Source organism: Geobacter hydrogenophilus (genome assembly GCF_018501225.1).
In the GTDB taxonomy this organism is placed as follows: domain Bacteria; phylum Desulfobacterota; class Desulfuromonadia; order Geobacterales; family Geobacteraceae; genus Geobacter; species Geobacter hydrogenophilus.
The window spans coordinates 133,057-158,626 of sequence record NZ_JAHCZI010000006.1; the positions used below are offsets into that span (position 1 = coordinate 133,057).

The following is a 25,570-nucleotide window of genomic DNA, read 5'->3' on the forward strand; positions in this document are numbered from 1 at the left end:
CATATTTGGTATTATGATACCGAATTTACGCGAAAGCAAACCGTTTTATAAATACTTTGATCCTGTCGTATGAAAAGCGAGGCAGTAAATGCAGAAACTGAAGCTTACAGTGCCGGTTAGGGAAGAATTTGTGGCTGAACAACAGACGGCATCGAGCCCGGAAGCCATTGCCTTCCCATATTCTCCTCCGAGCTCGAAGGCTGAGCCGGTTGACATCAGCCCGGATGTAAAGTGGCTGCGCATGCCGATGCCCTACGCCCTCGACCATGTGAACATCTACCTGGTGCGGGTTGCGGGAGGGTGGCTGATTGTGGATACGGGGCTCGATTCGTCCGAGGCGCGGGGAATCTGGGAGGAGGTTTTTTCCGGGCCCCTTGGCGGCGAGAAAGTGGTGGGGGTGTACTGCACCCATTATCATGTGGATCACGTGGGCCTGGCCGGTTACCTGGCTGAGCGCTGGCGAGTCCCGTTGTTCATGACCTACGAGGAGTATTTCACCCTGCGGGGGTGGCCCGACCTTCCGAAGGAGGTGCCGTGGCAGCATGCCGAATTTTTTCGGAGGGCCGGTCTACCGCAGGAACTGCTGCCGCAGACGCTGGTGATGTTCGACTTTTCCCGCGAGATATCTCCTATGCCTCTCTCCTTCGTCCGTTTGCAGGATCGCGGTCACCTGCCGCTGGACGAGGAGTGGCAGGTCATGGTCGGCCGGGGACATTCCCCCGAGCATGCACTGCTGCTTTCGAAGGCGCGTAAAATCCTCATTTCCGGGGACCAGCTCCTGCCGAGCATCTCCACCAACGTTTCGGTCAGCGTCATGAACCCGGAGGACGACCCCCTCAGCCATTGGCTTGCCTCCCTCGACCGTCTCGCGACAATCCCTGACGACGTTCTTGTGCTCCCGGGGCACGGGCTCCCCTTCCGCGGGGCGAGGAAAAGGGTTAAAGAGTTGCAGAGCCATCATCGGCGCCGGTTTCAGGTGATACTGGATTCCTGCACCGACAACGACCTATCCGCCTACGAACTGGTGAAGGTGCTCTACCCCTTCTCCCTGTCGGACTTTGATCTGCAACTGGCACTGGGGGAATGCCTTGCCCACGTGCGCTACTTGGCTTGCCGCGGCAGGCTGGAGGCAAGGCTCGATGGGGAGGGGATCAACCGCTACCGCAGTGTCAGGGGGCTGCGAACTGCCAATGGCGGCGCTGGTTTTTGTCGTGGTTGACAAGTGTAACAGGGGCGCTTAGGAGGATTTCGGCGGCAATGAGCCGGGGGAGCCGGGCTTACACCGCGGGGAATTCCCGCAACAGGCGGAGGTAATCCTCCTCCGTATCCAGATCGAAGTGGATGGCCGGGGTCTGCACGTCGATGCTGCGGATATCATCGCCATACTCCCGGAAGAGCCCCCTGGCTCCGTGGTCTCCGCTCAATGCCTCGATGCGGGGGAAGGTCTCCCGGCCGAAGAGGACCGGATTCCCCCTGTGGCCTTCAAAGGTGGGGATGACGATGGGGGAGGGGGAGTCGGCAAAGGCGGCGATAACGAGGTTGATGGTGTCCGGGGTGACAAGGGGTTGATCGCCCAGGAGAAAGAGGGCGGCATCGGTCTCCGCGGTCAGGGCCCCCAGCCCCGCCTTCAGTGAGGAACTCTGACCCTCCCTGTACACGGGGTTTACGACGGTTGTGACGCGCCGGTGCCCAAGAAGCGGCATGACGGCCTCCGCCTCGTGGCCGAGCACCACGACAACCCGGTGCAGACCTGAAGTAAGGGCATTGTCGACGACACATTCCAGAACGGTCCGGCCCCGGAAGGGGAGGATCTGCTTTGGCCGCCCCATGCGGGTGCTCCTGCCGGCGGCGAGGACAATCCCGGCAACCCGGGGACGGGCCTCCATTACTGTCCCCTCGGATATACCCGGTGCAGGGTGATCTCCTGCCGCAGCTGTCCCACGATGACCGCCTCGGCAACGGAAGGCGCGATCTCCTTCAACTGGAGGGCGACTTCCCCTCCCTTTTCCTGCAGCTCGGGCGTATCCGCCTTGTTGAGGAAGATAAAGCGGCGCGCCTTGGGAGGCGCTCCCTTGAAGCCCCCTGAAGGGTGGGCCAGAAGGCGCGCCAGGGCCGGCACGGTTATGGTTTCGCCCTGGGGGATCTGCATCAGTTCCCCCGCCAGTTCCGACCGGAAAACCATCTCCTCCCCCAGGGGCCTGCCAAGCACTTCCAGCCCGGCCAGTGCGACGACAATGGTGCTGTTGCCGGGGATGACCGGCTCATGGGCTGCCGGTGCCTTCAGCGGTTTGCGGGCCGCACCGTCGGCTTCCACGACGACCCAGTCGAACTCTCCCGAGTCCTCGAAGGTGCGGATTGCCTCGGGGGGGAACCCCTGCAGCTTGTCGGTCTGGGGCAGACGGGCGGATGCCGCCGAAACATGGACGCCGGCGCCTCTGCGGGCTTTGGCCTGGCGGAGGATGATCTGCGGGTCCCGGGATATGAGAAGCGTCTCCGACTCTTCAGCCGAGGGAACGAGGATCTTGGTGGTGGTCGTTGTCAGAACCCTTTTGCCGGCGTAGGCCAGTTGCCTGGCAAGGTGGAACATGAGGCTCGTCTTGCCGCCTCCGCCGGTGATGCTTATCACTCCCGCAGGTCCGATCCCCACAATTTCGGCGAAATTTTCCATGGTCCATGGCTCACTGGTTGTAGACGGTAAGTATCGCTTCCAGTACCGACCCGCCAAGGGCGCGGGCCTTCTCCGAAATGGTATGGCAATAGGCCGCATCCCCACGGGGATCGATATCGCCGATCTTGAGACCGGTCGTGACGTGGGTGCCGGGCCGTATCAGCCCCCGCAGGATGCCGTCGATGGGAGCCGTAACCGTGTTGGTGCCGACGATGCCGACCACATCCCCCTTGCTGACCTTGTCGCCGATCATCTTTTCGGTCGTGAAGTGGCCGTCGGCCGGCGCGCGGAGGACCCTCTCCCTGGTATAGCCGCCGATGTTGCCGGGAATGCCGGTGTTGGGCTCCGCCTCGCCAGAGGCGATAAGCCGCCCCAGATTGTGCCCCCGGTTGGTTTCAACCACCAGATGGCAGTCCCTGCCGGCAAAGAAGCCGGGACCCAGGGCAATCACGAGCGGCGCGTCAGTGATGGCAATGCCGAGATTCCGTTTGGCTATCGTCGCGTCGATGAGGATATCCGGTTCCATGCTGCGGACGGCATCTCCCTGCGGGTCGGCCAGGAGGGGGATCTTCCCCTTTTCCCAGGCATCGGCCAGGGCGGATCCGTTTTCGATCCTGACCGCTTCGATCCCCTCCACCGATTTCCTGCCGTTATGGATGGCTTCGCAGAAGGAAACCTCCCGTCTGACCGCGAGGGGGGAAGGGGTCTCCAGCATGAGGATGCGCCGGAAACCCGACCGATGGAGCCGGCAGGCCACGCCGGTAGCCATTTCTCCCGCTCCCTTCATGATGATGACGCGTTCCGTCAGCCGTTTCATGGTCGTTCACTCCCGCCCGTAGTACGTTGCAAGAAGCTGACTGGCGATGCTGATGGCGATTTCCCGCGGCGAATTGCCGCCGTTGTCGTGGCCGATGGGGCAGCGGACCGAGGAGAGATCCAGCCCCTTTTCCTCCAGGTTGCTCCGCACCTTTGCCCACTTGGATTTGCTGCCGATCATCCCCACGTACCGGGCCGGGTGCGGCAGCACCTCTTCCAGCACCTGCTGGTCCAGGGTGCCACTGAAGGTCTGGATGGCGACGAAGGTCCGCTTGTCGCACCAGGTGGCTTTTTCTATGAAATCGCTGTGGTGGCACTGGTGGCGGATGACGCTCCCCGGCAGGGAAGGGGCGTTGATCCACTCCTCCCGCTCGTCGATGAGATGAATGCGGAAGGGGGTACCGTCGAGGATCTGGCAGAGGGACTGGCCGATATGCCCGGCGCCGAAGAGGTAGAGGACCGGGTTGTCGTTGATCACTTCCATATAGAACTCCATGGTGCCGCCGCAGGCGGGAAACTCACCCCGCTGCTTGAGGGGGACGCTGCTCGTGGTGCTCTGCATGGTTTCGAAGCAGGCGCGGGCGTCTTCAAGTGCGTAGTACTCGGGAGTCCCGCCCCCCACGGTGCCGTAGAAGGTCCCGTCGGGAAGGACGATCATCTTTGCCCCGCGCTTGCGCGGCGTGGAGCCGCTGCTCTTCGTCACCGTCACCAGCACCGCCAGTTGGTTGCTGCGCCGCAGTTCATCGAGTTTGCCGATCCAGTCCCACATGCCTGACTCCTGCTGCCATTAAGAACACGTTCTATGCCGCTATGGTCTCTTCCTTCTCCCGCTTTTCCTTCAACGCCCGCCAGACTTTTTCGTAGGTGAGCGGCAGGCTGTTCACCCGCACCCCCATGGCGTCGAAGATGGCGTTGGAAAACATCCCCAGGGTGGGGTTGGTGGCCCCTTCGCCCACTTCCTTCACCCCCCAGGGGCCGGTCGGTTCGTAGCTGTTCACCACCTCCGACTGGATGGGAGGCATGTCCACGGCGGTGAGGAGCCGGTAGTTGGCAAGTTCCGCGTTCCTGATCCGTCCCTTGTCGTCGAAGAGGACCTCCTCCCAGACCGATTCCCCCATCCCCATGTAGAGGGCGCCGTGAACCTGGCCGTGGAGGAGGCGCGGGTTGATTACCTTGCCGCAGTCGTGCACGTCCCAGATGCCCACCACGGTGATTTCTCCCGTTTCCTCGTCGATGGAGACTTCTCCCACCTGGGCACCGAAGCTGTAGGCGGGGGAGGTGCCGACCGCCGCACCCTTGAAGCTTCCTCCCAGTTTCGGCGGGGTGTAGGCGCCGCGCCCCAGGAGCGGGCCCTTGAGGACAAAGTGTTTGCGCGCCACCTCCTCGAAGGTGAGTGATTTTCCTTCCCGCGATTTGGAGAAGATGACCCCTTCCTCGCACTCCAGGTCGTCGGCGGGAAGCGAGAGCATGGTGGACGCCATGTCGAGGAGCTGCTTTTTGATTTCTTCCCCCGCTTGCTTGACGGCGGCGCCGGACATGTAGGTCTGGCGGCTGGCGTAGGCGCCGAAATCCAGCGGAGTGATCTCCGTGTCGGCGGCAACGATCTTCATCTGCTCGTAGCGGTACCCCATGGCCTCGGCCGCCATCTGACAGAGAATGGTATCAGATCCCTGGCCGATATCCACCGACCCGGTGTAGAGGGTGGCTGCCGTGCCGTCTTCATGCACCTTGATGAACGCGGCGGCGTGGGGGAGGTCGGTGCGGTAGATGGGATAGCCGGCGCCGGTGACGAAGCTGCCGGTGGCTACCCCGATGCCGCGCCCGTGGGGGAGGTTCTTTTTCTTTTCGTCCCATCCCGACATCTCCCTGACCTGCTCCAGGCACTCGCGCATCATGCAGGAGTTGACCCGGAAATCATTGGGGGTGACGGTATCGGGGCGCCGGGCGTTGCGGATGCGGATGTCCATGGGGTCGATCCCCAGGTCGGCGGCCACGTTGTCCAGGTGGCTCTCGAAGGCGTACTTGGGCTGGGGGGCGCCGTGGCCCCGCTGGGCGCCGCAGGCGGGGAGGTTGGTGTAGACCCGGAACATGTCGAACTGGTAGTTGTCGAACTCGTAGGTCATGGGGAGGAGGGCGCCGGCGTAGTAGGCGCTGGCGATTCCGAGGCTCGTGTAGGCGCCGCCGTCCATCATGAAGTTGGCCTTGGCGGCCAAAATCTTTCCGTCCTTGTCCACGCCGGTGGTGATCTCCATATACTGGGCGTGGCGGCCCCGGTTGTGGGCGAACATCTCGGCCCGGTCGTAGAAGGTTCGCACCGGCCGTCCGGTCCGTTTTGCCAGCACCGCCCCGGCGAATTCCAGGCCCGTGGGCTCCAGCTTGCCGCCGAAGCCGCCCCCCAGATAGGGCTTGATGATCCGCACGTCTCCCATGGGCATGCCGAATTCCCGGGCGATGTAATACTGGAAGTAGTGGGGGGACTGGGTGCTGGAATAGATGGTGAGTTTCTCACCCTCCCACATGGAGATGGCGGAGTGGGGCTCGATGGGTGCCTGGTAGGTGCGCTGCCCCACGAAGACGTCGGTGCGGACGTGGTGAGCCTCTGCCAGGGCCTTGTCCACGTCGCCGAACTCCTGGTGGATCTCGGTGTTGATGTTCCGCTCGTACTCCTCATGGACCAGGGGCTGCCCCTCGTCCATGGCGTGACGGAAATCGAGCACCGCGGGGAGCACTTCGTATTCCACTTTGATGAGCTTCAGGGCGCGGTAGCAGGTCTCCTCGTCCACGCAGGCCACCGCCGCCACCTTGTCCCCCACGAAGCGCACCTTGTCGATGCAGAAGATGTTCTCGTCCCACCGGGCCGGGCTCAGGCCGTACTTCAGCTCCGGCACATCCTTGTGGGTGATGACCGCCTTCACCCCCGGAAGCTTTTCCGCCTCGGAGGTGTCGATGGAGATGATCCGGGCGTGGGCGTGGGGGCTGGTGAGGATCTTGCCGTAGAGCATGTTGGGGAACTTGAGATCCCCGGTATACTTTGCCGCGCCGGTTACCTTTTCGGGCCCGTCGATGCGGGGAACGCTGCGGCCGATGACCTTATGATTGTCGCTCATCTGTTGTTCTCCTTAATGATCGGCCGGCGCCGTCCGCCCCTGGGATGCGGCCAGAACGGCCTCGACGATATGAACGTAGCCAGTGCAGCGGCAGAGATTGCCGGCAATGGCCTCCCGCACCTCCGGTTCCGTGGGGTGGGGGTTGCGGGTCAGTAGCGCCTTGGCGGAGAGGACCATGCCGGGGGTGCAGTACCCGCACTGCACGGCGGCATGGTTGATCATGGATTCCTGAATGGCGTCCAGCCTGCCGTTGGCGGCAACACCCTCGATGGTGGTGATCTCCCGGCCGTCCGCCTCAACGGCCAGCATCAGGCACGAATCCACCGGCTTGCCGTCCAGGAGAATGGTGCATGAACCGCAGTCCCCCAGCTCGCACCCCTTCTTGGTTCCGGTCAGGTCCAGTTCGTCCCGGAGCACGTTGGTCAGGATGGCGTTGCCCTTTACCAGCACGGTCTTCGCATCCCCGTTCACATTCAGGGTGATTAGATAGCGCTTCACCCCGTCTTTATCGGTTATTGCCTGCGGCATATACTTACCTCCTTATGCGTGTCCTTCGTCAATGGCCTTGCGCAGCGCCCGTTTCGTCAGCACCCCGACCAGATTCCTCCGATATTCGGCGGAACCGCGGATGCTGTCCCGGGGGCGGCTTTCCGCGGAAGCCCTGTCACCGGCTTCCGCCAGCAATTCGTCGCTGATTTTCTTCCCCCGGAGGAAATCTTCCGCCCCCCTGGCCCGCATCACTGTCGGGGCCGCCGATGCCAGGACAACGCGGGCATCCTGCAGGGTGTCCCCATCCATTGTCACAGACACGGCAACCCCCACTACCGCCAGCGCTCCGGAGCGGCGCAGGCCGAACTTGATGTAGGTGCTGCCGGTGGCGGGTTGGTCCGGGATGGTGATGTCGGCGAGGATTTCACCCTGATTGATCACCGTCTCCGCCGAGCCGTGGAAGAAGTCTTCCAGGGGCATGGTCCGCTCCCCATTGCTGGAAACCAGGCGGATCGAGGCGTTGAGGGCAATGAGGATCGGGGGGAGGTCGGCGGAGGGAACGCCGTTGACGATGTTTCCACCCACGGTCCCCATGTTGCAGATCTGGTTGGAGGCCATGGTGTGGGCCGCCATGGGGAGGGAGAGGTAGCGTTCCTGGAGAAGCCGCGAGGTGTAGATGGCATTGTGGCTGGTCAAGGCCCCCATGACGATGCCGCGCCCCGGCTCGTGGCTGATGGTGCGGAGGTCGTCCAGGTTCTTGAGCGATACCAGGTGCCCTGGAGCCAGTTTACCCACCTTCATCTTGTGGAGGACATCGGTTCCCCCGGCCAGGACCGTGGCCTTTTCTCCCAGCTCGTCCAAGAGCGCGCAGGCCTCGGTCAGAGTCTCCGGAGTATGGTACTCAAAATCGGGCATGTACATAGGTGTATCTCCTCACGTTGATGGTGGTCCTTGCCCCATGCAGATATCTTGTATGCAAGGTGTTAGGTTAAACGAAAATCGTTCTTATTCCCGGAAATCCCGAAGGAACCGTTTCAGCAGAAGTTTCTCCTCAAGGGAAAAGTTCCGCATGAGCTCATCGTTTGTCCGTTCAATGCTTGCTGACAGCTCTGGAATGGCCGCCGCAGCCTTCTCCGTCAGATAGACCCGCGCCACCCGGGCGTCCTGGGAGTCGGTCTCGCGCCTGACCCAGCCGGCCGTGACCATGCGGTCGAGAATTCCCGCAAGGGTGGCGGTATCCAGGGCTATGCGCCGGCCGATCTCTCCCACCGAAAGCCCATCCTCCTCCATGAGGGCCTCCAGAAAAAGGCACTGCATGGGGGTGAGGCCAAAGGGGAGAAGATTTCCCTTCAGGACCCCCTGGGCCCGTTGATGGGCCTTGGCGATCAAGAATACTATGTGGTCCCGATATGAAATCATCTCCATAAATCCTCTTGTGTACAAGATAACTCCAAGGGGAGGTCATGTCAACGGGAAACAGTGAGAAATAAAGCATTGTGTTAGATTTTTTCGTGCCTGTCGGCGGTTTCATGGTTTTCTTTGTTCTGGTGATTTACAACCGTCGGCTCTTCCGTCCCTTTCCGGAAGTTCCGGATGGCTCCCCCCAATGCCGAGCCCAGTTGGGGGAGCTTTGCCGGCCCAAAGACCACAAGCGCGATGACGAGGAGAATGATGATTTCCGGCATGCCGAATCCGAACATAGTTTCGCTCCTTTAGGTAGGTTTACGTGCCGACTGCCCTGTCCAGGCCGGCAAGCACGATCTCTTCGAATTCCATCTCCAAGAGGTTTATGCTGAGTTTCCGGTTGCGAAGGGGCGTGCCGCTTCCAAGGAGAATCTTGCAGACTTCCGCCACCTCTATGCTGGCAACCACGGCCGGGGTGAACGACGGATTGCCGAGATGCTGCTCCGCTCCCTTGCCTTCCACCCACCGGCTGTAAAGCTGCCGGATCGTTCCGTCTCCGGGAAACTGCGTGGTAACTTGCCCGAACCAGCCGCTGATGGCCCCGTGCACCAGGGTAAGTCCCAGGCTGTCACAGCTGTCGGCCAGAGCCAGTCGTGTCGGAACCGAATCCAGGGCATCCACAACCACCTGGACATCATGCAGCAGTGCCCGCGCGTTTTCCGTCGAGTAGGCCGCCTGCACCGGAACCAACTTTACCGCCGGGTTGATTTCGGCTACCCGTGCGGCAGCCGCCTCCACTTTTGGCTGTCCCAGCCTGTCCGGGCTGGAAAGAAGCTGGCGGTTAAGATTGTGCTCTTCGAACAGGTCCGGATCGATGGCCACAATGGTTCCGACCCCCAGCCTGGCTAGTTCTTCGATGACATATCCACCGAGTCCGCCGCACCCCACCACCGCCACGCGGCTTCTGAAGAGCGTCTGCTGCTGCGCAACGTCGATGGCCTGACGGTTGCGCTGGTAGCGGGCAGGGAGGATGCCCAGGGAGAGTGCTGCCTCCTCCGCCCGGGCAATGGAGACGGCGAACCGCTCTGCCGCGGCAACCTGAGCGCCCCAGGGGAGCAGGCCGTCCTGGGCCGAATCCTGAAGGGATTGGCGCAGCTCTTCCATGCTATCCTCCCGCAACCAAGGGGAAAAGGGCCAGGCTGTCGCCATCGTTCAGCCGCTGATCCGGGTTTGCATGTCTGCCGTTCAGCATGATCATGCTCACCTGGGACTCCGGAATCTGCAGTTCACTGATGACCTCGCCGATCTGGGTGCTGGGCGGATATTGCCTTGTTGCCGCGGCAAAGCGTCCGAAACGGAACGTGGCGAACAATTTGACGGTTATGTTCATGGTGCCCCCCTCCATCCCCATGCTAGAAATTCCAGAACTCGTCGATTTCCTCATCGGTGAAGTCCCACACGGCGTTGTGTGGCGGGAGCGGCTCCCTGAAAAATTCGGGGAGTCGATCGTCCTTGTTGGTGAAACCGGCTGCCTGGTTGAAAGCGCGTTCGGTTTTCAGGGTGGTGACCCCCAACCCGCCGAGCCAGTCGGGAGTAAGCTCAAGTCCGAATCGGGCGTTGATCATGTCCATCAGTGCCGGTACGCAGGTGGGGATATCCGCTGCCGGAAAGCCGATGAAGAGACAAAGGCCCATGGAGTCGAGCATGACGGTGGCGATCTGCAGGTGACGGGAAAGTTCCACCTGGCCGTCCTTCTTCAGCGGATCGACGATGCCGCCGCCAACGCCCATGAGATTGGTGGCAACGGCATAGCCCATGGTATGGTCCGCCCCCATGGTGCTGGTGGCGTAGGTAATGCCAATCCCCTTGATGGACCTTGGATCGTAGGCGGGAATGGCCTGGTTCTTCACCACTGGCACGCGGGTTATGCCATAAGCCTTTCCGACATTCCCCGCGCCATTTCCCAGGATGCGCCCGAGCGGCGTCCCCTTGCCGATCTCTTCCCTCAGCATGCGGAGCACACCCTCACCGTCCCCGAACGGCAGCACGCCCCCCTCCATGGCAACGCCGAAGGCCACCGATGTCTCGATGGAATCGACGCCGATGTCGTCCATGATGTAGTCGGCTTCGGCGATCTGGTCCAGGTTGCCGAGGCAGGCATTGGCCCCCAGGGTCTCGATGGTTTCGTATTCGAAGCCGGATGTGACGTATTTGCCGTTTTTATCGTTGTAAACCTGGGAGCACTGGATGATACAGCCCGGCTGGCAGCCATGCCTCGGCTTGCCGCCCCGCGCGATGATGGTTTCACGCATAGTCTCGCCGGAGATCGTTTCGTGCCCCTCATAGCGGCCGTAGGTGAAGTTGCGGGTCGGCAATCCCCCTGCCTCGTTGACGATATTCACCATTTCCGCCGTGCCGAAGGTGGGGAGTCCCTGTCCGGTGCCGGGGTGATCGAGAAGCGCCCTGGCAAAGACCCTGGCGGCAGCGGTGAATTTTTCCCGATCGGCCAGTTGGATGCCGGGAGCACCGCTGTCGTCGATGGAGATGAACTTGATCCTCTTGGAGCCCATGACGGCGCCGAGTCCGCCGCGGCCATGGCTGCGCAGCTTGCTGTCCGAGTCCTTTACCGAGATGTTGGCGGCAAGCATTTTCATCTCTCCCGCCGGACCGATGGTGAGAACGCCGGTCTTCTTGCCCAGCCTCTTTTCCAGGGCCTCGACCACGGCAAAATTCCCCTTGCCGATCAGTTCCGTCTCCTGGGCGATGGAAACACCATCCTTGCTGACGTGGAGGCTGTACCAGTTGTCACCCTTTGGCAGCCCCTCGATGATCAGGGCCTTGATTCCCAACCGGCCGAACATCTGGGCAGCCAAGCCGCCGGCGTTGCTTTCCTTGATGGTTCCGGTAAGGGGGCTTTTGGCGCCCGCGGAAAAGCGCCCGCTGTTGGCGGCAGTGGTTCCGCTCAAAAGCCCGGGGGCAAAGACCAGCTTGTTGTCTTTTCCCAACGGGTGGCATGTGGGTATGACCTCCCCGGCAACGATGGTGGAGGTCAGGGCGCGGCCGCCGAGCGCGGTCCATTCCGGTGGAACAGGCTCAATGTGGGTGCTCAGATTGTTCATATCGACACGCAGGATCTTGTCCATGGCTCTTCTCCCTTTCAGTTGAAATTTCCCCAGTCTCCTTTCCGAAAGGGGAGGTCAAGCCGTTTCCAGCTTGACCTGCAGGCCTCAGTCCATGGGGGTACGACCCGGTAGGCAACGGAGGCTCGGAGACTTTCGCCTGCTATAACTCAGAACTCGAATGTCTTGGGCGGTCCTGCCAAGCTGTTAACGGATGCCGCGCCGTGCTCCAGGTAAAAGACCTTGAAAAGCGGGTTGTCCGGCGACTGGTAGATATCCTTCAACATGGGATAGTTGGCGAAGCATTTCTCCTTGCTCCTGATATCCTCGTCGAACGTGATCTCGCCGCCGATCCTCAGCCAGCGCATATCGTCAGTGGTCCTCGTGAATTCGATGAACGGCGTTTCGGTCAGCTGCCGGTAAACCTCTTTGTTGCTGGCCGTGCAGAAATAGAATCTGCCGTTCTCTTCATACATGAAGGCAAAGGGCCTGACCCGCGGCTTGCCGCCATCCACCGTCGCCAGATTTCCGAAACAGGGGACAGCAAGCATTTCGAGCACTTCTTTCATGGTACCCTCCGTCCTCAGTGGAACGACAATCCGCCGTCGTGAACAATCATCTGGCCCGTGATGAAGGCGCTGTCATCGGAGGAGAGGAACAGGGCCAGGCCGATGAGGTCCTCGGGCACCGCTTCCCGTTTCAGGCAGCGGGCATTGAGTTGCAGTTCCTCCAACGGCGGCAGGTCCAGCTTCTTGTTCTTGTCGAAGTTGTTCCCCCCGTCAGAGTGGGTGAAGCCGGGTGCAATGGTGTTGACGTTGATCTTGTAGTCCCCCAGTTCCCGGGCCATGGAGCGGGTAAGGGCCATGATCGCACCCTTGGATGCCACGTAGTGGGGCATGCCGGGGACCCCTTCGTTGATGGAGGAGGAGCCGATGTTGATGATCTTGCCACCCTTGGCCTTCATGTGGGGGAATACCGCCTTCATGCAGTTGAACTGGCCGAGGACATTGATTTCCATCACCTTCATGAACTCCTGGGGAGTGCATTCGGTGAACGGCTTCAGGACGATGCTGCCGAAGATGGCGGCATTGTTGAGGAGGATGTCCACCGACCCGAATTTCTCCTGGGCTGCCCTGGCCATGGCGTCGCACTGCTCCTGGCTGCTCACGTCGGTCTTGACGTAGATGGCGTCACTTCCTGCTGCTTTCACAGCCTCCACCGCCTTGGCTCCGTCAAGGACATCGGCGATGACGATCCTTGCCCCTTCCTTGGCCAGGCCCACGGCGTATGCCGCGCCGATTCCCTGTGCTCCGCCGGTGATGATCGCAACTTTTCCAGTTAGTTTTCCCATGGTTTTTCTCCTTTATTGGTTTAATTGACGTCTGAGTAAGTTCCACCTGTTCACCCCCCTGCTTCGCTTCCGCTTGCTTCCCCCCTACAGAGTAGGGGGGACTGAGGGGGGTCCTGCCGGCAAGCAGACGCTTTGTCCTAACTAAGCAGTTCTCTGGTCATGCTGCCTTGTCCTGGTGATAGATGGACAACGCCTCTTCGTTCCTGAAATATCTCATGGCCGCGTCGGCCAGGGCCTCCATCTCGTTCTCGCCCGGAATGAGGTGTACCGGGGCGATGAAGGAGATCTTCTTTTTCAGGCTGCTGACGAGCATTTTCGAGTAGGCCAGGCTGCCGGTGAGGGCGATGGCGTCAACGTCCCCCTCAAGGACCGCCGCGCTGGCGCCGATCTCCTTGGCCACCTGGTAGATCATCGCCTCGTAGACCTCCGCTGCCTTCTGGCCTCCATGAGCAATCCTCCTCTCGATTTCGACGGCGTCGGTCGTCCCGAGGTAGGCAAAGAGGCCTCCCTTCCCGGTCAGGAGCTTCAGTACTTCATGTTTCTCGTATTCGCCGCTGAAGCAGAGCTTGACCAAGTCGCCGGCCGGCAGGGACCCGGCCCGCTCCGGGGAGAAGGGACCGTCGCCGTCAAGGGCGTTGTTCACGTCGATGATCTTCCCCTTGCGGTGGGCGCCAACCGAAATGCCCCCACCGAGGTGGGCGACGATCATGTTCATCTCGTCGTATTTCTTCCCCAGTTCCGCGGCAACCTTTCTGGCGGTGGCCTTCTGGTTGAGGGCGTGGAAGCTGCTCTGCCTGCTGAGCTGGGGGATGCCGCTGTACCGGGCCGAGGTGCAGAGCTCGTCGGTCATGGGGGGATCCGCAGTGAGGACCGGGATATTGAACTGGTTCCCCAGGTCGAAGGCCACCAGCCCCCCCACGTTGATGGGATGGCCGCCGTAGATGCCGCTTTTCATGTCCTCGATCATCTTCGGGCAGACCCGGTAGATGCCGCCGGGAAGGGGCCTGACGTTGCCGCCTCGGCAGGCGATGGCGTCCATCTCGCCCATGGAGAGGTTGTTATCCGCGAGAACCTTGAAGATGGCATCCCGGCGGAAATCATACTGGTCCCAGATGGTGGGGAACTTCCTCAGTTCCTCGTCGTCATGCTTCACCGACTGATTGACGATCATCTTCCCTTCGGTAAAGACACCGATCTTCGTCGAGGTGGAGCCTGGATTGATTATCAGTATTTTCTTGTCGCCCATCGTTTTACCCTCCGGAAGAGTGTCAATCTTTGTGAAATTCCTAGAATGAATAGACCAGGTCGATCCAGAGCTGGTTGGCTTCGATACGGTTCTCGGCGGCCACCGGCAGCACATACTTTCCGATGACGGCAAACTTGCCGTTCTGGTAGCGGGCCGCCGGACCCATGGAGAATTCGAAATCCTTGGTGTCGGCACGTTTCTGCCCGCCGATTCTGTCATTCTCCAGTCCCTGCCAGAGCCAGCCGGTGACGCCGAGCTTCAGGTCCTTGGTTACGGCATAGTTCACGTTGTAATCCATGTGGAACGCCTGCCCCGTCTGATACCCCTTGATACCCGTCCCGGCTTCCACGTAGTCGCTGTTCTTGGTGTGGTAGGAGTACATGAACTTGGCGTTCACCTCCATGCCGTTCTGGAACATGCCGGTAACGGCCACGACCGGTTCGATGATGAAGGCGTTGTTGCCGGCGTTGCAGGGCTTGTTCGGGTCGAAGCTGCCGGTGGGGGTGATGACGTCCAGTACCGTCAGCCAGTGCCAGACCGGGGTGTGCCACGCCATCCCCACCCCGAAGTAGACATCGCCGAGACCGCCGTCATGTCCTTGTACGGTGATCTGTCCGCCGGGCGTATTGGCCTTCACGTCGGCCTCCAGCGTCAGCAGGGGGATGATGGAGTGCATCAGGAAGTTGCCGCCGAAGAGCCCCTTTTCCGATACATAGATGGGGCGGAAAGCTATGGCAGTGAGGGTTCCTTTCCCGTCCACCAGTCCCTGTCCCTTGTTTTCGATCTTCTTGATATCCATGAAGACGTTGTAGTCGATCAGGTGGAGCCCCGGCGGGGGAGCCGCCCCCGCGTAGAAATCCGCCGTGCCGTTGAAGGAACTGGAGTTGAAGGCCCAGGCCGCCGAGTGAATGAAAACGATGGCCGTCAGGCAGATGCTCAATATCAGGGATTTTGATAGATTCATGGATTGTTTCCTCCAGATGGTCATTGAACGTTAAACTGCCGTGATCCCTGATTTGCCCGGCGACAGTATGTTGTTGGGGTCCAGGGCCTTCTTGATGGTGCGGTTGAGCCTTTTCATCGCCGGGCCGTAGGAGTCGGCCACCTTGTCCATGAAGGCGGTGTTGGTGCGGCCCACCGCCCAGCCATGTTTGGTGAAGGTGCTGATCAGCTCGTCAAAGCACGTGTGGGCCCGTTTCAGCTCCTCGGGTTTCGTGCGGTCGAAGCGCAGATCCACAATGTGCCGCGCGTCATACCAGAAAAAGCTGAACTCGCTGAGATAGTCGAAGCCGTGCCGGTTGAGGATCTCGGCGGCCACCTTGGCCTGTTGGGCGCACTCGGCCGGCCGGGCCGCCGCCGTGGGGGCGAACTTCATGGAGCCGCCGCCGGGGCGCCACCGGTCCAGGGGGCTCTGCTGGGTAATCCCCCCCATCATGAGCTGCTTCCGGTATGCGAAGGCCGGGTCCCCCTTGGCCTCGTTCTCGGTGATGATGCTGATCTTGTTGCCGAAGGCCTGCTTGAAGGTGCCGGAGACGTACATCCAGTTCAGGGCCACCTGCTCGGGAGAGCCGTAGACGGCCCCGTAGAGATTCCATGCGCCAACGTTGCGGTTGACCAGTTTCCCGGCTGGAATGACCCGGGCCGCCGTGTTGACAAAACGGCCGTTGTTCCTTCCATCAGTGGCGAAACGGGTGGCCGTTTCCCAGCCGGCGTTGACCAGGGCGCAGGCGTTGGGGACGATCTGTGCCTGGCGCAGGAACATGAGCGGCTTGATGATGCCGGGCAACATCTCGTTCTTGGGGAACCTGATGCAGAATGGCTTGTATCCCCCCGGAGGCGGAGCGCCCATGAGCCATGCGCCGATCTTGGTGACGATCCCATTGTTCCCCTGGGAGAAAAGCCCGTCCACATAGGGGCCGAACCCCCACTTGAACACCTGCCAGCTCGTGGAATTGGGAATGCCGCCCATGCCGGTCTTGAGGAGGGTTCCGTCCGACATCACCACCTCCATGCCGCAGGAAAAGAGGAAATCCTCGCTGTAGGGGGTGTAGCCGCTGCCCCGTTCCAGGATGTTGCCCATGATGCTGACATTGGCTGAGGGGGCCGGGGCGTCGAGCCAGAGGTTGATTTTGTTTGCCGTGAGGTACTGCTGCAGCTCGGAATAGGTCACGCCGGGCTCCACCATGCAGTAGCCGAGCTCCCGATCAACCTCGATGATCTTCTTCATGTTCCGCAGATCGAGCACTATCTGCCCGGCCGTGGCCGGCGCGGAGGAGCCGTACCCTTCGTTCTCGCCGTTGCAGACCGACCAGAGCGGCGTCCTGTATTTGTTGGCGATGCCGACGATGGCCTGGATCTCTCTGGCGGTTGTCGGGTAGAGCGCCGCCGAAGGGGTGTGCTGGGCATCGCTTTGGGCAATCGTGGTCGCAAGGTAGGGCTTCAGGGATGCCTGATCGGTGCGGACACGCCCGTCTCCCAGGAGGGAGCGATACTCATTGATCGCCTTGGTGAAGGCTTGTTCGGTAACTCCCTTGGGGAGCGCAAGAAAACGACTCATCTCATACCTCCTCTACGTTGTCTTCACAGCGGAATATCCAGGTTAATGCCCGACTTGCCGGGAGACAGGATATTGTTCGGGTCCAGGGCTATTTTCAGCGTGCGATGGATTTTCCGCATTTCGGGCCCGTAGGTCTTGGCCGCCTTTTCCATGAATGCGGTGTTGGTGCGGTAGGTCCCGTAACCGTTCTTGGAAAATACGTTCAGCAGTTCCTCGAAGCACTGATAGGCCCGGTGCATCTCGTCCGGCTGGGTGCGGTCGTAGAGCAGGTCGATGATGTGGTGCATTTCGCGCCATCCCACGATGAACTCGGAGACATAGTCAAAGCCGTGCTTGTTGAGGATGTCGGTGGCGATCCTCATCTGCTTGTCGCACTCGGACGGCCTGGCCGCCGCAACCGGGGCGAACCACATGGAGCCGCCCCCCCCACGCCAGTTGTAGAGGCCGAACTCCTGAAGGGTGCTTCCCCCCATCATCAACTGGCGGCGGTACTCGAAGATGGGGTCGTCCTTCGCTTCCTTCTCGGTGATGATCTGGACCTGGTTGCCGAACTTGGCCTTGAAGGCGCCCGAGACGTATTTCCAGTTGAGGGCCACCTGCTCGGGGGAGCCGTAGAGGGCGGCGTAGAAGTTCCAGGCGCCGATCTTGAACTTGTCCATGATCTCCTGGAACACCTTGGGGGGGAGGCTTCCCTTCCCCTTGTAGAAGGTGCTCCGGTTGGTCCCCTTGCCGTTCTTGTCGTAGGTGAAGTAGCCGGCCGCTTCCCAGCCGGCGTTGACCACGACGCAGGCGTTGGGAATGATCTGGGCCAGGCGCAGGGGCATGAAGGTCTTGACGATATCGGCCAGCATCTCCACCTTGGGGAATTTCATCAGGAACGGCATGTAGCCGCCCGGAGGCGGACCCTTCAGGAGCCAGACCCCGAGCTTGGTGATGATGCCGAGGTTGGACTGGGTGAAAAGGCCGTCGAGATACGGCCCGTATCCCCATTTGCTGGACTGCCAGCTGGTGGAGTTCTGTACCCCGCCGGTGCCGGTGCGGATCACGTCGCCGTTGGCCAGGACCACTTCCATGCCGCAGGAGACGAGGAAGTGTTCGCCGTAGGGGGTGTAGCCGACGCCCCGGTCAGCCGTGTTGCCAACGGGGCTGGCCATGGCCGATGGGGCCGGCACGTCGACCCAGAGGTTCATCTTGTGCTTCCTGAAGTACTGCTGCAGGTCGTAGTAGGTAACCCCCGGCTCCACGAGGCAGTACCCCAGCTCTTCATCCACGTGGATGATTTTTTTCATGGTCTTCAGATCGAGCACGATCTGCCCCCGGGTGGCCGGGGCGGCGGAACCGTATCCCATGTTCTTGCCGGTGCTGACGGTCCAGAGAGGGGTCTTGTACTTGTTGGCTATGGCCACGATAGCCTGGATATCCTTCACGGTCCTCGGGTAGATGGCGGCCGAGGGCTTGTGGAGCTCCTCCGTCTCCGGGATCATGATCTTCATATAGGACTGCAGGGAAGCCGGGTCGGTAAGTACCCGGTCCTCGCCCAGAATCGCGCGGTACTCCTGGATCGCTTTGGCAAAGGTTTGTTCAGACACTCCCTTGGGGAGCGCAATAAAACGGCTCATTGTTCATACCTCCTCGGCTGTTGTTACATCCGTGCGGAAAAGGTCACCCGGTCCCGCTCTTCGTACGTGACGTAGTGGAAGCTGCCGCCGCTGTCCACGATCGCCTCGTGGACGATGGCGAAGGTGGCCGGGTCAACCACGCCGACAAAGGTGTTGGCATTGCCCTGCGCCTCTGCGTAAAGCTGTCTGGTGGTGAAATAGTGCTCGGTCAGGGACCCGGTCAGGGGATGGGCCGTCCAGGAGCCGGGGGCGTTGTTGTTCATCATCTCGACGAAATCGCTCGCCTTGCCGAGGGTCGGCACGTACAGGCAGATTCCCCTGATCCGCTCCTGGACCGAAGCCTCGGCCTTCCGGGGGTGAACCGCGCTCATTCCGCTTGCGGCCAGCGCCACGCCGGCCGTGAAAATCTGCTTGAAAAATCCTCTTCTTCCGGTCTCCATCATTTCTTGCCCCCTCCTTGCTCCGCTGGCGCCGGTTTGTAAGCGGGATTGGTTTTGCGGTAAGCGGCAACGTCCTTCAGATAGGCGACGATGCTGTTCAGCTCCTTGGGATTGATTTCCGAGAGCCGGAAGGCAGGCATCGCCTTTATGCCGAAGCGGACGTTGTTGCGGATAAGCTGTTCGTGCATCGGGTTGCCGCTCTTCGTCATCATGTCGAAGATCCCCACGGGGCCTATCTGCACCCCCTGCTTGTGGCACATCAGGCAGTACATGGCGAAGACGTAAGGCATTCTCGGCGGTGCCGACGCCTGGGCTCCCGAGCCGAAGAGCATCCCGAAGACCAGTGCTGCCGCCACGATTGACAAGGTTTTCCGGTTCATTCTCTCTCTCCTCATTGGTTGCTCCCGGCTTCATCCTCAGCATCGACGGATAGTCCGGCTTCCGGGACGAGGGCATCCACCCTGTGGGGTACAAAGTCAGCCTTCACCTTGGTGCTGTAGGGGCGCGAGAAGCCCCGCTGGGTCAGGCTCAGGACATAGCTCGTCAGGCATTCGACCTGATCATCGTTCATGGCGTAGGCGCGCATCGGGGTGCCAGGGCTGACCCGCTTGGGGTCCTTGAAGTGCTCCATGACCCATGTCTGCTTGGAGTGGGGGCCCTCAATGTTCTCATAGGCGAAGTTGCTCGGGTCCTTGTCGGCGAAGTTGCTCAGGTCCGGCCCCACGTTTCCCCCCTGACCGTCGATCAGGTGGCAGCCGGCGCAATGCATTTCCTTGTAGAGTTCCCGTCCCTTGATCAGGCGGTCGGCCTTGATGGCCTCGAAATCCTTGTGGCAGTAGCCGCACCGGGATTGCATGAGCCCCTTGGCCACCAGGGTGATGGGCCAGTTGTCGATGGGCTGATGGGAAGAGCCATAATAGGTTGTCGCCAGCCCCTGGCCCCCATGGCACATGGTGCATCCGAACTTTTCCACCGGATGCTGCTTCAGCAGCTCCGGATTGGGATGGGTTGTGAAAGGCTGCTTGGCGTTGGCAAAGAGGGGGTCTTCGATCCCCAGGTGACAGGTTGTGCAGCGATCGACCGTCTTCCATTCATCCACGACGATCTGCCTGATCTCGGGCTTCATCTCCTCGACCCGCTGGTAGAATGTCGGATTGTTCTCCTTCTTGATCATCTTCAGAAGCATCTCCCGGTATTGGGTCTGATAATGCTTCCATTCCCGCTCCCCGTCGCGGATCACCGTCGCTCCCATAAGGACCAGTACGGCCACCCCGCAGATGACGCAGAATAATGTAAGCTTGCGCGAAACCGCCTTTTCCATCTGCTTATCCTCCATGGGTTTGCTCCTGTCTCAGACTGCGAGTTTGGTCCGTTTGTGGTTCACCTTGGACGTGTCCACCACGAGAGCCCCGGTATTGTCCATGTACATCTCGTACCAGGGGAGATCCTTCGGGGCCGGCCCCCCTTGAACCTCTCCCTTGTGGGCAAAGGTGGAGCCGTGGCAGGGGCACATGTAGCCGATGTCCGGGTCGTTCTCCACGGGCTTTATCAGGCATCCAAGATGGGTGCAGACAAGGGAGATTGCGTGCATGCCGTCCCGTTCCCTGACGATCTCGATCCCCCGGCCCTCGATGACGATGCGGCTTCCGATGGGGAACGTGCTCAGATCGCCCACCTTGAAAGCCTTCGAGGGCTCGTACAGGACATTGGGCTTGAAAAAACGGGCGCTCTGGATGGCGGCTCCCCCGACCCCCAGGGTCAGGGCCGTTACCGCCATTTTTTTCACGAAGCCTCTGCGCTCTTCGTCGACCGCCTCGTCGGTGGTTCTGAAGGGGAGAATCGTTGCGCCGGTGCTGTTTTCGGAACTCATATCACTTCTCCTTTCAAGGGGTTTGGTATCAACCGGTCAGTTGGACCACGGCAGGTACAGATGCCAGTTCGGTCCCCGCAGGAACTGCCCGATCAGGATGAGAATGACCATGGCAACGACAAAGATGGTGAACAGGATGGTGGCGACTCTCCGGTCCCGGGAAAACCAGACGCCGGTCCCCTTCGGGTTCCTGTCCAGATAGGGGAGGAGCAGGAGGGAGACCACAATCAGGGCAGGGGTCACGATCCCCCCCAGAAGTGCCGAATAGCTCACCAGTTCCTGGATTCCGACGAAATACCAGGGGGCCTTGGCCGGGTTGGTCGAGTGCTGGGGATTGGCCGCCTCCTCCAGGGGGGCGTTGAAGAGCAGGGAAACGCCCAGGATCACGGCCAGGACCAGGAGAAAGAGCCCCAATTCGCGCACCATGAGGTGCGGCCAGCTCTGCACCGTGTCTTCGGGACCTTTTTCCACCTGGAAGGAATCGCCGTCGACGATTGCCATCAGGGAATAGGTCTTGTTGGGGTCCTTCGGGAAAATCTCTTCTTTTTTCGCTGCTTGCATATCTGATCCTCCTCAGTCTTTCTCTCGTATCAACCGGACTCAGTCGTTCGATGGCCGTGACAGGCCGCCGTCCTTGCGAATCCTCCAGAAATGAACCCCCAGCAGGGTGGCCGCAAGGAGAGGGAGCGCCACGACATGGAGCACATAGAACCGCAGGAGCGCCATTTGGCCGACCTCGTTCCCCCCCAGCATCAGGAAGCGGACGTAATCCCCGAGTACGGGCATATAGGAGGCGATGTTGGAGCCGACGGTGACGGCCCAGAAGGCCAGCTGGTCCCAGGGGAGGAGGTAGCCGGTGAAGCTCAGGAAGAGCGTCACGAGCAGCAGGAAGACCCCGATGACCCAGTTGAATTCCCGGGGGGCCTTGTAGGAGCCGGTATAGAAGACCCGGCACATGTGGAGGAAGACAAAAGCGACCATGGCGTGGGCCGACCAGCGGTGGACGTTGCGCAGGATCACGCCGAAGGTGACCACATATTCGAGGTCTTTCATGTTCCGGTAGGCCAGCTCGGTGGAGGGGGTGTAATAGAACATCAGCAGGAGCCCCGAGGCGACCAGGATGAGAAACAGGTAGAAGGAGATCAGTCCCAGCCCGAAGGTGTATCCCGCGCGCAGGGAGTTCACATGGACCCTCACCGGATGGACATGGAGGAACATGTTGCCGAATACCGCGGCGGCCCGTTCCTGTTCCGCCGTTCCTTCTCCGCGGCGGGAAATGGAAGCCTTGATGTTCCTTGGAAGCTGCATGATGGACTCTTTGATGCTGTAGGCTGATTCACTCATGATTGGTCTCCACGTACACACTCAGGTTGTTGGCTATTCCCATTCCTCTTGACAGTAAAACTCGGCCATGGTTATCGCTCCGCCGGGGCAGCGGCGGGCGCACATGCCGCAGCTGGCGCAGCGGCTCTCGTCCTTGATGATCGCGGTCATTGCCTTGCTGCGGGTCGGCGCACTCTTCTTCAGGGCATCGGTAAGCTTTTCCACATTTTCGTCACCCTGGATATCCGCCATCCTGACTATCCTCAGGGCGCCGTTCACGCAGGTGTCGACGCAGGTGCCGCACCGCAGGCACCGCGACCGCTCGAACACCGTCTGGATGTTGCACCGCCGGCACCGGGCGGCCTGCTCCCGCGCCTCTGCCTCTCCGAATCCGATGGTGATCTCCTCTTTGGTCCGGACCCGCTCGCCGGCATCACGCTTGGGGATCGGTACCGGGGCGATGGTATCGCAGCGGGTATTCTCGAAGTCCGGCGACACCGGCCGCATGAACCCCTTCCGCGTCACCTGCGGCGAATGGCCGCTGAGGTAGCCATGGATGGATCGGGCCGCCTTCTGTCCGTCGGCAATGGCGTCCGTGGCATTGCGGGTGAAGCGCCAGCGCACGTCGCCGCCGGCAAAAACGCCGGGGAGATTGGTGGACATGTCCTCTGCCGCCCGGATCAGGCCGTTGGGGGTGAGGTCCAGCCCTGCCAGGCCGGCCAGGGAAGGGGCGGTCGAGGCTTGGCCCACGGCGAGGATGACCGAATCGATTTCCATGGTGGTGGTGCTGTCCGGGACAAAGGTAGGGCTGAATCGTCCTTCGCTGTCGAAGATGGAGCTCACCTGCAGGAACTCAACCCCGACCACATGCCCGTTGTGGCCTATGAAACGGCGCGGGCCGAGGGCGGGGTGAAACGCGATCCCCTCTTCCTGGGCATCTTCCCGTTCCGTCAGGCTCGCGGGCATTGTTTCCCAGGACTCAAGGCAGGCGATCATTACCTGTTCCGCCCCCTGCCGCACGGCGTGCTGGGCACAGTCAATGGCCACCCCCCCGCCTCCGATGACCAGGCAGCGTTTCCCGAGCCGGATCTTTTCGTGATCCCGCACATACTCGACGCCGCTGTAGATCCCCGCCAGGTCGGTTCCTTCAATGTTCAGAATCCGCAGGGGGTCTTGCAGGCCGATGGTGATAAACACCGACTCGTACCCCTGTGTCTTGAGGTCGGCCAGGGTCAGGTCTTCGCCGATGGGGCTGTTCAGCTTCAGCTCCACGCCGAGATTCAGGATTGCATCGATCTCCTGCTGGAGCACCTCTTTGGGGAGGCGGAAGGCCGGTATCCCGGTGCGCAGCATCCCCCCCGCGTAGGGGGCTGCCTCGAAGATTGTCACCCGGTAGCCGAGCAGGGCGAGATCGTGGGCTGCCGACAGGCCGGTCGGGCCTGATCCGATGATGGCCACCCGGGGGGCAGACTTTCGTGACGTGGCGGCTGTGCCGGCCTTTTGCGCGGCGGACATGGTCAGGATATGGTTGCCGGTCCGGTCTCCCACCCATCCGTTCTGGCGCGAGATTTCTTCAAGCCTGGTGGCGACGGCGCGGGGCGATGCCACGCCATGCCGGTCGCAGGCAAACCGCTTGAGGGCACGGATATCAACCGGGTGACCCTGTTCCCCTTTCCGGCAGGACTTTTCGCAGGGGGCGGTGCAGACCCTGCTGCAGACGGAAACCAGGGGGTTGGTCTGCCTTGCGATGAGAAAAGCCTTTTCGTAATCCCCTTCGGTGATGGCCCGTACGTACTGCTTGGTATCGGTTCCCAGGGGGCAGGCGCTCTGACATGCCGTCATGGCCTGATAGTCCTCGATGCCCAGGATCTTCACCTGATATTTGCCGCTTGGGTTTGCCATCGTCTTCTCCTCTGTTCGTTGTGCTCTATTCAGGGCTGGAACGACATTGACTCACTTATTCGGGAGCAGGGGGCGGCCCGGATGGGGGGAGGGGTGCCCGCAGGAAATAGAAGTTGTGGATGAGCGTGAGCAGCGCGATGAAGTGCAGGGTGTAGAGCACGGATACCACGTTGATGTCGAACGGAAGCCCCGCTGCCTGCACCTTGGCGACAATGGGCTGCATCAGCACCCGGAGCAGGGCGATCCAGACGAAGGCCAGGGCGATTTCCGTCACGAAGTTGCAGATGCCCCGTTTGGGCTGACTGTACTTCTGGAACGGGTAGTAGCCGAAGATGGCGCCGTGGAAGTTCTGCATGCCGATGATGGAACCGGCGACCGCGGCAAAGGAGAAGGTCGGGCCCATGAACGTAAGGCTTGTGGTCCAGCAGAGCCAGCCGAGCACAATGGCCGCAGCCGTATTGGCAATCTGGCCCCAGGGCTCGCCGAGCTTGTAATAGGGCCACTGCTGGAAGGTCAGCACGTTGGAGAAGGCCTGTATCCAGACGATGATCCAGACCAGGAGGCCGAAGAACCATTCAGCCTGAAAGGGGCCGCGGGGATCGTAGGGTGCGCCGGCAAAGGGAGTGCCGCTCAGGTTGACCAGTTGCCAGAGGAGCGCGGTGATCACAAGGATGATCAATCCCCCCCCGATGCCCCGCACGGCCGGAGAACATTTCTGGTTGAGGGGCCAGCCGTTCCAGACCATGGAATACCAGAGGGTGACCGTGAAGAGGATGATCCCCCACCAGAATCCGACCGGGAAAAGGGGGATTCGGGGATAGATCGTGCTCGTGAAGAGGGGGCCGGCGATGGCAACGGCCACCAGGAGAGCGGTCGTCCCCACCCCCGGCTTCAACCAGCTCTGGCCCGGGCGCCAGCTGCCGAGGGGAGGAGCGAAGGGCCACCCGCCGGAAACCAGGGGCGAGAAAACCACCAGGCTGTAAAGGACGTAAAAGGAAGCGGGGAGGAGTACGGTAAAAAGGAACGGCGTGGGGATGAAGAACATCATCCCCCAGCTTATGGCCATGAAAACCAGCAGATAGAGACCAAGTTCGGCGATGCCCGGGGCTTCCGTTCCTGCGGTTGCCTTGACGCCGCTCATTCCGTTGTCCGCCGTCACTGCAACTGTCGCCCCTTGTTGCCCATCATTCATTGCTGTCATGATCAGCTCCCATACCTTTCGAACTCTGTCGGTCCCTACGTGTTGTTGATTGGAAAATGCTAAAACATGGTTATTTCATTTGGTGAATACGATAGCTGTACAAAATGCGTTTCTTGCCTGTTTGCGATTCTATTAGCACTGCATATGCCAAACACTGTTGTAAAAATTTGATTGATGATGCCGGCCGACGGAAAGGGCGCTGGTGGAGGGGCTTCACAGGCTTTGACCGGATCCGGATTCGAGGGGGGACCGCCGAATCGGCGGATATTTTCGATTTATCATTTGATGAAATCCGGATAGTGGGGAGGGGATGTTGTTGATGAAATGGTGAAACGTGATGATTGAAGGGTGGCGGTATAAAATGTATTATCCCTTGACTGTAGCGGCTTCAGAATGTTTTTGCCCGCCTTGCGACCCTCTGTGCGGGATTTTACGGGCATGTTCTCTGCTGGATTAGA

General features: G+C 60.8%; 27 protein-coding genes and 1 riboswitch. Of the genes, 1 reads left to right on the forward strand and 26 read right to left on the reverse strand.

Going from position 1 to position 25,570, the window contains the following annotated elements:
- Positions 1-88 precede the first annotated feature (88 nt).
- Entirely contained in the window at positions 89-1,219 is a 1,131-nt protein-coding gene (locus KI811_RS11755; protein ID WP_214186664.1) for an MBL fold metallo-hydrolase, read from the forward strand.
- Positions 1,220-1,277: 58 nt separating this feature from the next.
- Here KI811_RS11755 and mocA read toward each other — a convergent pair whose 3' ends face one another.
- The 26 genes from mocA to KI811_RS11885 form a co-directional block, all read right to left on the reverse strand.
- On the reverse strand, positions 1,278-1,886 hold the full coding sequence (mocA, locus tag KI811_RS11760) for a molybdenum cofactor cytidylyltransferase (protein WP_214186665.1): 609 nt from the start codon (positions 1,884-1,886) through the stop codon (positions 1,278-1,280).
- Entirely contained in the window at positions 1,886-2,668 is a 783-nt protein-coding gene (gene yqeC, locus KI811_RS11765; protein WP_214186666.1) for a selenium cofactor biosynthesis protein YqeC, read from the reverse strand. Before yqeC ends, mocA begins: the two co-directional genes overlap by 1 nt.
- 10 nt (positions 2,669-2,678) lie before the next feature.
- Positions 2,679-3,485: a selenium-dependent molybdenum cofactor biosynthesis protein YqeB gene (gene yqeB / locus KI811_RS11770; protein WP_214186667.1), complete on the reverse strand. Its 807-nt coding sequence runs from the start codon at positions 3,483-3,485 to the stop codon at positions 2,679-2,681.
- 6 nt (positions 3,486-3,491) lie between these two features.
- Complete coding sequence (locus KI811_RS11775) at positions 3,492-4,253, reverse strand: XdhC family protein (RefSeq protein WP_214186668.1); 762 nt, start codon at positions 4,251-4,253, stop codon at positions 3,492-3,494.
- Between the two features lie 31 nt (positions 4,254-4,284).
- The gene (gene hcrA / locus KI811_RS11780) at positions 4,285-6,591 is read right to left on the reverse strand and encodes a 4-hydroxybenzoyl-CoA reductase subunit alpha (protein ID WP_214186669.1); all 2,307 of its coding nucleotides are present in this window, start codon (positions 6,589-6,591) and stop codon (positions 4,285-4,287) included.
- 12 nt (positions 6,592-6,603) lie between these two features.
- Positions 6,604-7,119, reverse strand: coding sequence for a (2Fe-2S)-binding protein (locus tag KI811_RS11785; protein ID WP_246551710.1), 516 nt, complete (start codon positions 7,117-7,119; stop codon positions 6,604-6,606).
- 12 nt (positions 7,120-7,131) lie between these two features.
- Positions 7,132-7,995, reverse strand: a complete 864-nt coding sequence (locus KI811_RS11790) for an FAD binding domain-containing protein (RefSeq protein WP_246551711.1) — start codon at positions 7,993-7,995, stop codon at positions 7,132-7,134.
- Positions 7,996-8,085: 90 nt separating this feature from the next.
- Entirely contained in the window at positions 8,086-8,505 is a 420-nt protein-coding gene (locus tag KI811_RS11795) for a MarR family winged helix-turn-helix transcriptional regulator (protein ID WP_246551712.1), read from the reverse strand.
- Positions 8,506-8,579: 74 nt separating this feature from the next.
- Positions 8,580-8,780 (reverse strand): twin-arginine translocase TatA/TatE family subunit, encoded by a 201-nt coding sequence (locus KI811_RS11800; protein ID WP_214186671.1) that lies wholly within the window; start codon positions 8,778-8,780, stop codon positions 8,580-8,582.
- 22 nt (positions 8,781-8,802) lie between these two features.
- The gene (locus KI811_RS11805) at positions 8,803-9,648 is read right to left on the reverse strand and encodes a HesA/MoeB/ThiF family protein (RefSeq protein WP_214186672.1); all 846 of its coding nucleotides are present in this window, start codon (positions 9,646-9,648) and stop codon (positions 8,803-8,805) included.
- A 1-nt stretch (position 9,649) separates the two neighbouring features.
- Positions 9,650-9,874, reverse strand: coding sequence for a MoaD/ThiS family protein (locus KI811_RS11810; protein ID WP_214186673.1), 225 nt, complete (start codon positions 9,872-9,874; stop codon positions 9,650-9,652).
- 22 nt (positions 9,875-9,896) lie between these two features.
- A complete protein-coding gene (locus KI811_RS11815; protein WP_214186674.1) occupies positions 9,897-11,627 on the reverse strand; it encodes an aldehyde ferredoxin oxidoreductase C-terminal domain-containing protein in 1,731 nt (576 codons plus the stop codon).
- A gap of 18 nt (positions 11,628-11,645) precedes the next feature.
- A riboswitch (molybdenum cofactor riboswitch) is annotated at positions 11,646-11,767 on the reverse strand.
- Positions 11,768-11,773: 6 nt separating this feature from the next.
- Positions 11,774-12,172, reverse strand: coding sequence for a pyridoxamine 5'-phosphate oxidase family protein (locus tag KI811_RS11820; RefSeq protein ID WP_214186675.1), 399 nt, complete (start codon positions 12,170-12,172; stop codon positions 11,774-11,776).
- 14 nt (positions 12,173-12,186) lie between these two features.
- Entirely contained in the window at positions 12,187-12,954 is a 768-nt protein-coding gene (locus KI811_RS11825) for an SDR family NAD(P)-dependent oxidoreductase (protein WP_214186676.1), read from the reverse strand.
- Positions 12,955-13,111: 157 nt separating this feature from the next.
- The gene (gene buk / locus KI811_RS11830; RefSeq protein WP_214186677.1) at positions 13,112-14,200 is read right to left on the reverse strand and encodes a butyrate kinase; all 1,089 of its coding nucleotides are present in this window, start codon (positions 14,198-14,200) and stop codon (positions 13,112-13,114) included.
- Between the two features lie 40 nt (positions 14,201-14,240).
- Positions 14,241-15,164, reverse strand: a complete 924-nt coding sequence (locus tag KI811_RS11835) for a SphA family protein (protein WP_214186678.1) — start codon at positions 15,162-15,164, stop codon at positions 14,241-14,243.
- 30 nt (positions 15,165-15,194) lie between these two features.
- Positions 15,195-16,757, reverse strand: coding sequence for an FAD-binding oxidoreductase (locus KI811_RS11840; protein WP_214186679.1), 1,563 nt, complete (start codon positions 16,755-16,757; stop codon positions 15,195-15,197).
- A gap of 23 nt (positions 16,758-16,780) precedes the next feature.
- Positions 16,781-18,376: an FAD-binding oxidoreductase gene (locus KI811_RS11845; RefSeq protein WP_214186680.1), complete on the reverse strand. Its 1,596-nt coding sequence runs from the start codon at positions 18,374-18,376 to the stop codon at positions 16,781-16,783.
- 23 nt (positions 18,377-18,399) lie between these two features.
- The gene (locus KI811_RS11850) at positions 18,400-18,819 is read right to left on the reverse strand and encodes a twin-arginine translocation pathway signal protein (protein WP_214186681.1); all 420 of its coding nucleotides are present in this window, start codon (positions 18,817-18,819) and stop codon (positions 18,400-18,402) included.
- On the reverse strand, positions 18,816-19,196 hold the full coding sequence (locus KI811_RS11855; RefSeq protein ID WP_246551713.1) for a c-type cytochrome: 381 nt from the start codon (positions 19,194-19,196) through the stop codon (positions 18,816-18,818). The genes KI811_RS11850 and KI811_RS11855 overlap by 4 nt, the downstream gene beginning before the upstream one ends.
- Before the next feature lie 11 nt (positions 19,197-19,207).
- Positions 19,208-20,152 (reverse strand): c-type cytochrome, encoded by a 945-nt coding sequence (locus tag KI811_RS11860; RefSeq protein ID WP_246551714.1) that lies wholly within the window; start codon positions 20,150-20,152, stop codon positions 19,208-19,210.
- Between the two features lie 15 nt (positions 20,153-20,167).
- Positions 20,168-20,686, reverse strand: coding sequence for a QcrA and Rieske domain-containing protein (locus tag KI811_RS11865; RefSeq protein ID WP_214186683.1), 519 nt, complete (start codon positions 20,684-20,686; stop codon positions 20,168-20,170).
- Positions 20,687-20,722: 36 nt separating this feature from the next.
- A complete protein-coding gene (locus KI811_RS11870) occupies positions 20,723-21,247 on the reverse strand; it encodes a cytochrome b family protein (protein WP_214186684.1) in 525 nt (174 codons plus the stop codon).
- Positions 21,248-21,286: 39 nt separating this feature from the next.
- Positions 21,287-22,030 carry a cytochrome b N-terminal domain-containing protein gene (locus KI811_RS11875; RefSeq protein ID WP_214186685.1) on the reverse strand — a complete coding sequence of 248 codons (744 nt, stop codon included), beginning with the start codon at positions 22,028-22,030 and terminating at the stop codon, positions 21,287-21,289.
- 33 nt (positions 22,031-22,063) lie between these two features.
- Positions 22,064-23,911 (reverse strand): FAD-dependent oxidoreductase, encoded by a 1,848-nt coding sequence (locus tag KI811_RS11880; protein WP_214186686.1) that lies wholly within the window; start codon positions 23,909-23,911, stop codon positions 22,064-22,066.
- A gap of 55 nt (positions 23,912-23,966) precedes the next feature.
- Complete coding sequence (locus KI811_RS11885; protein ID WP_214186687.1) at positions 23,967-25,112, reverse strand: hypothetical protein; 1,146 nt, start codon at positions 25,110-25,112, stop codon at positions 23,967-23,969.
- Between the last annotated feature and the right edge of the window lie 458 nt (positions 25,113-25,570).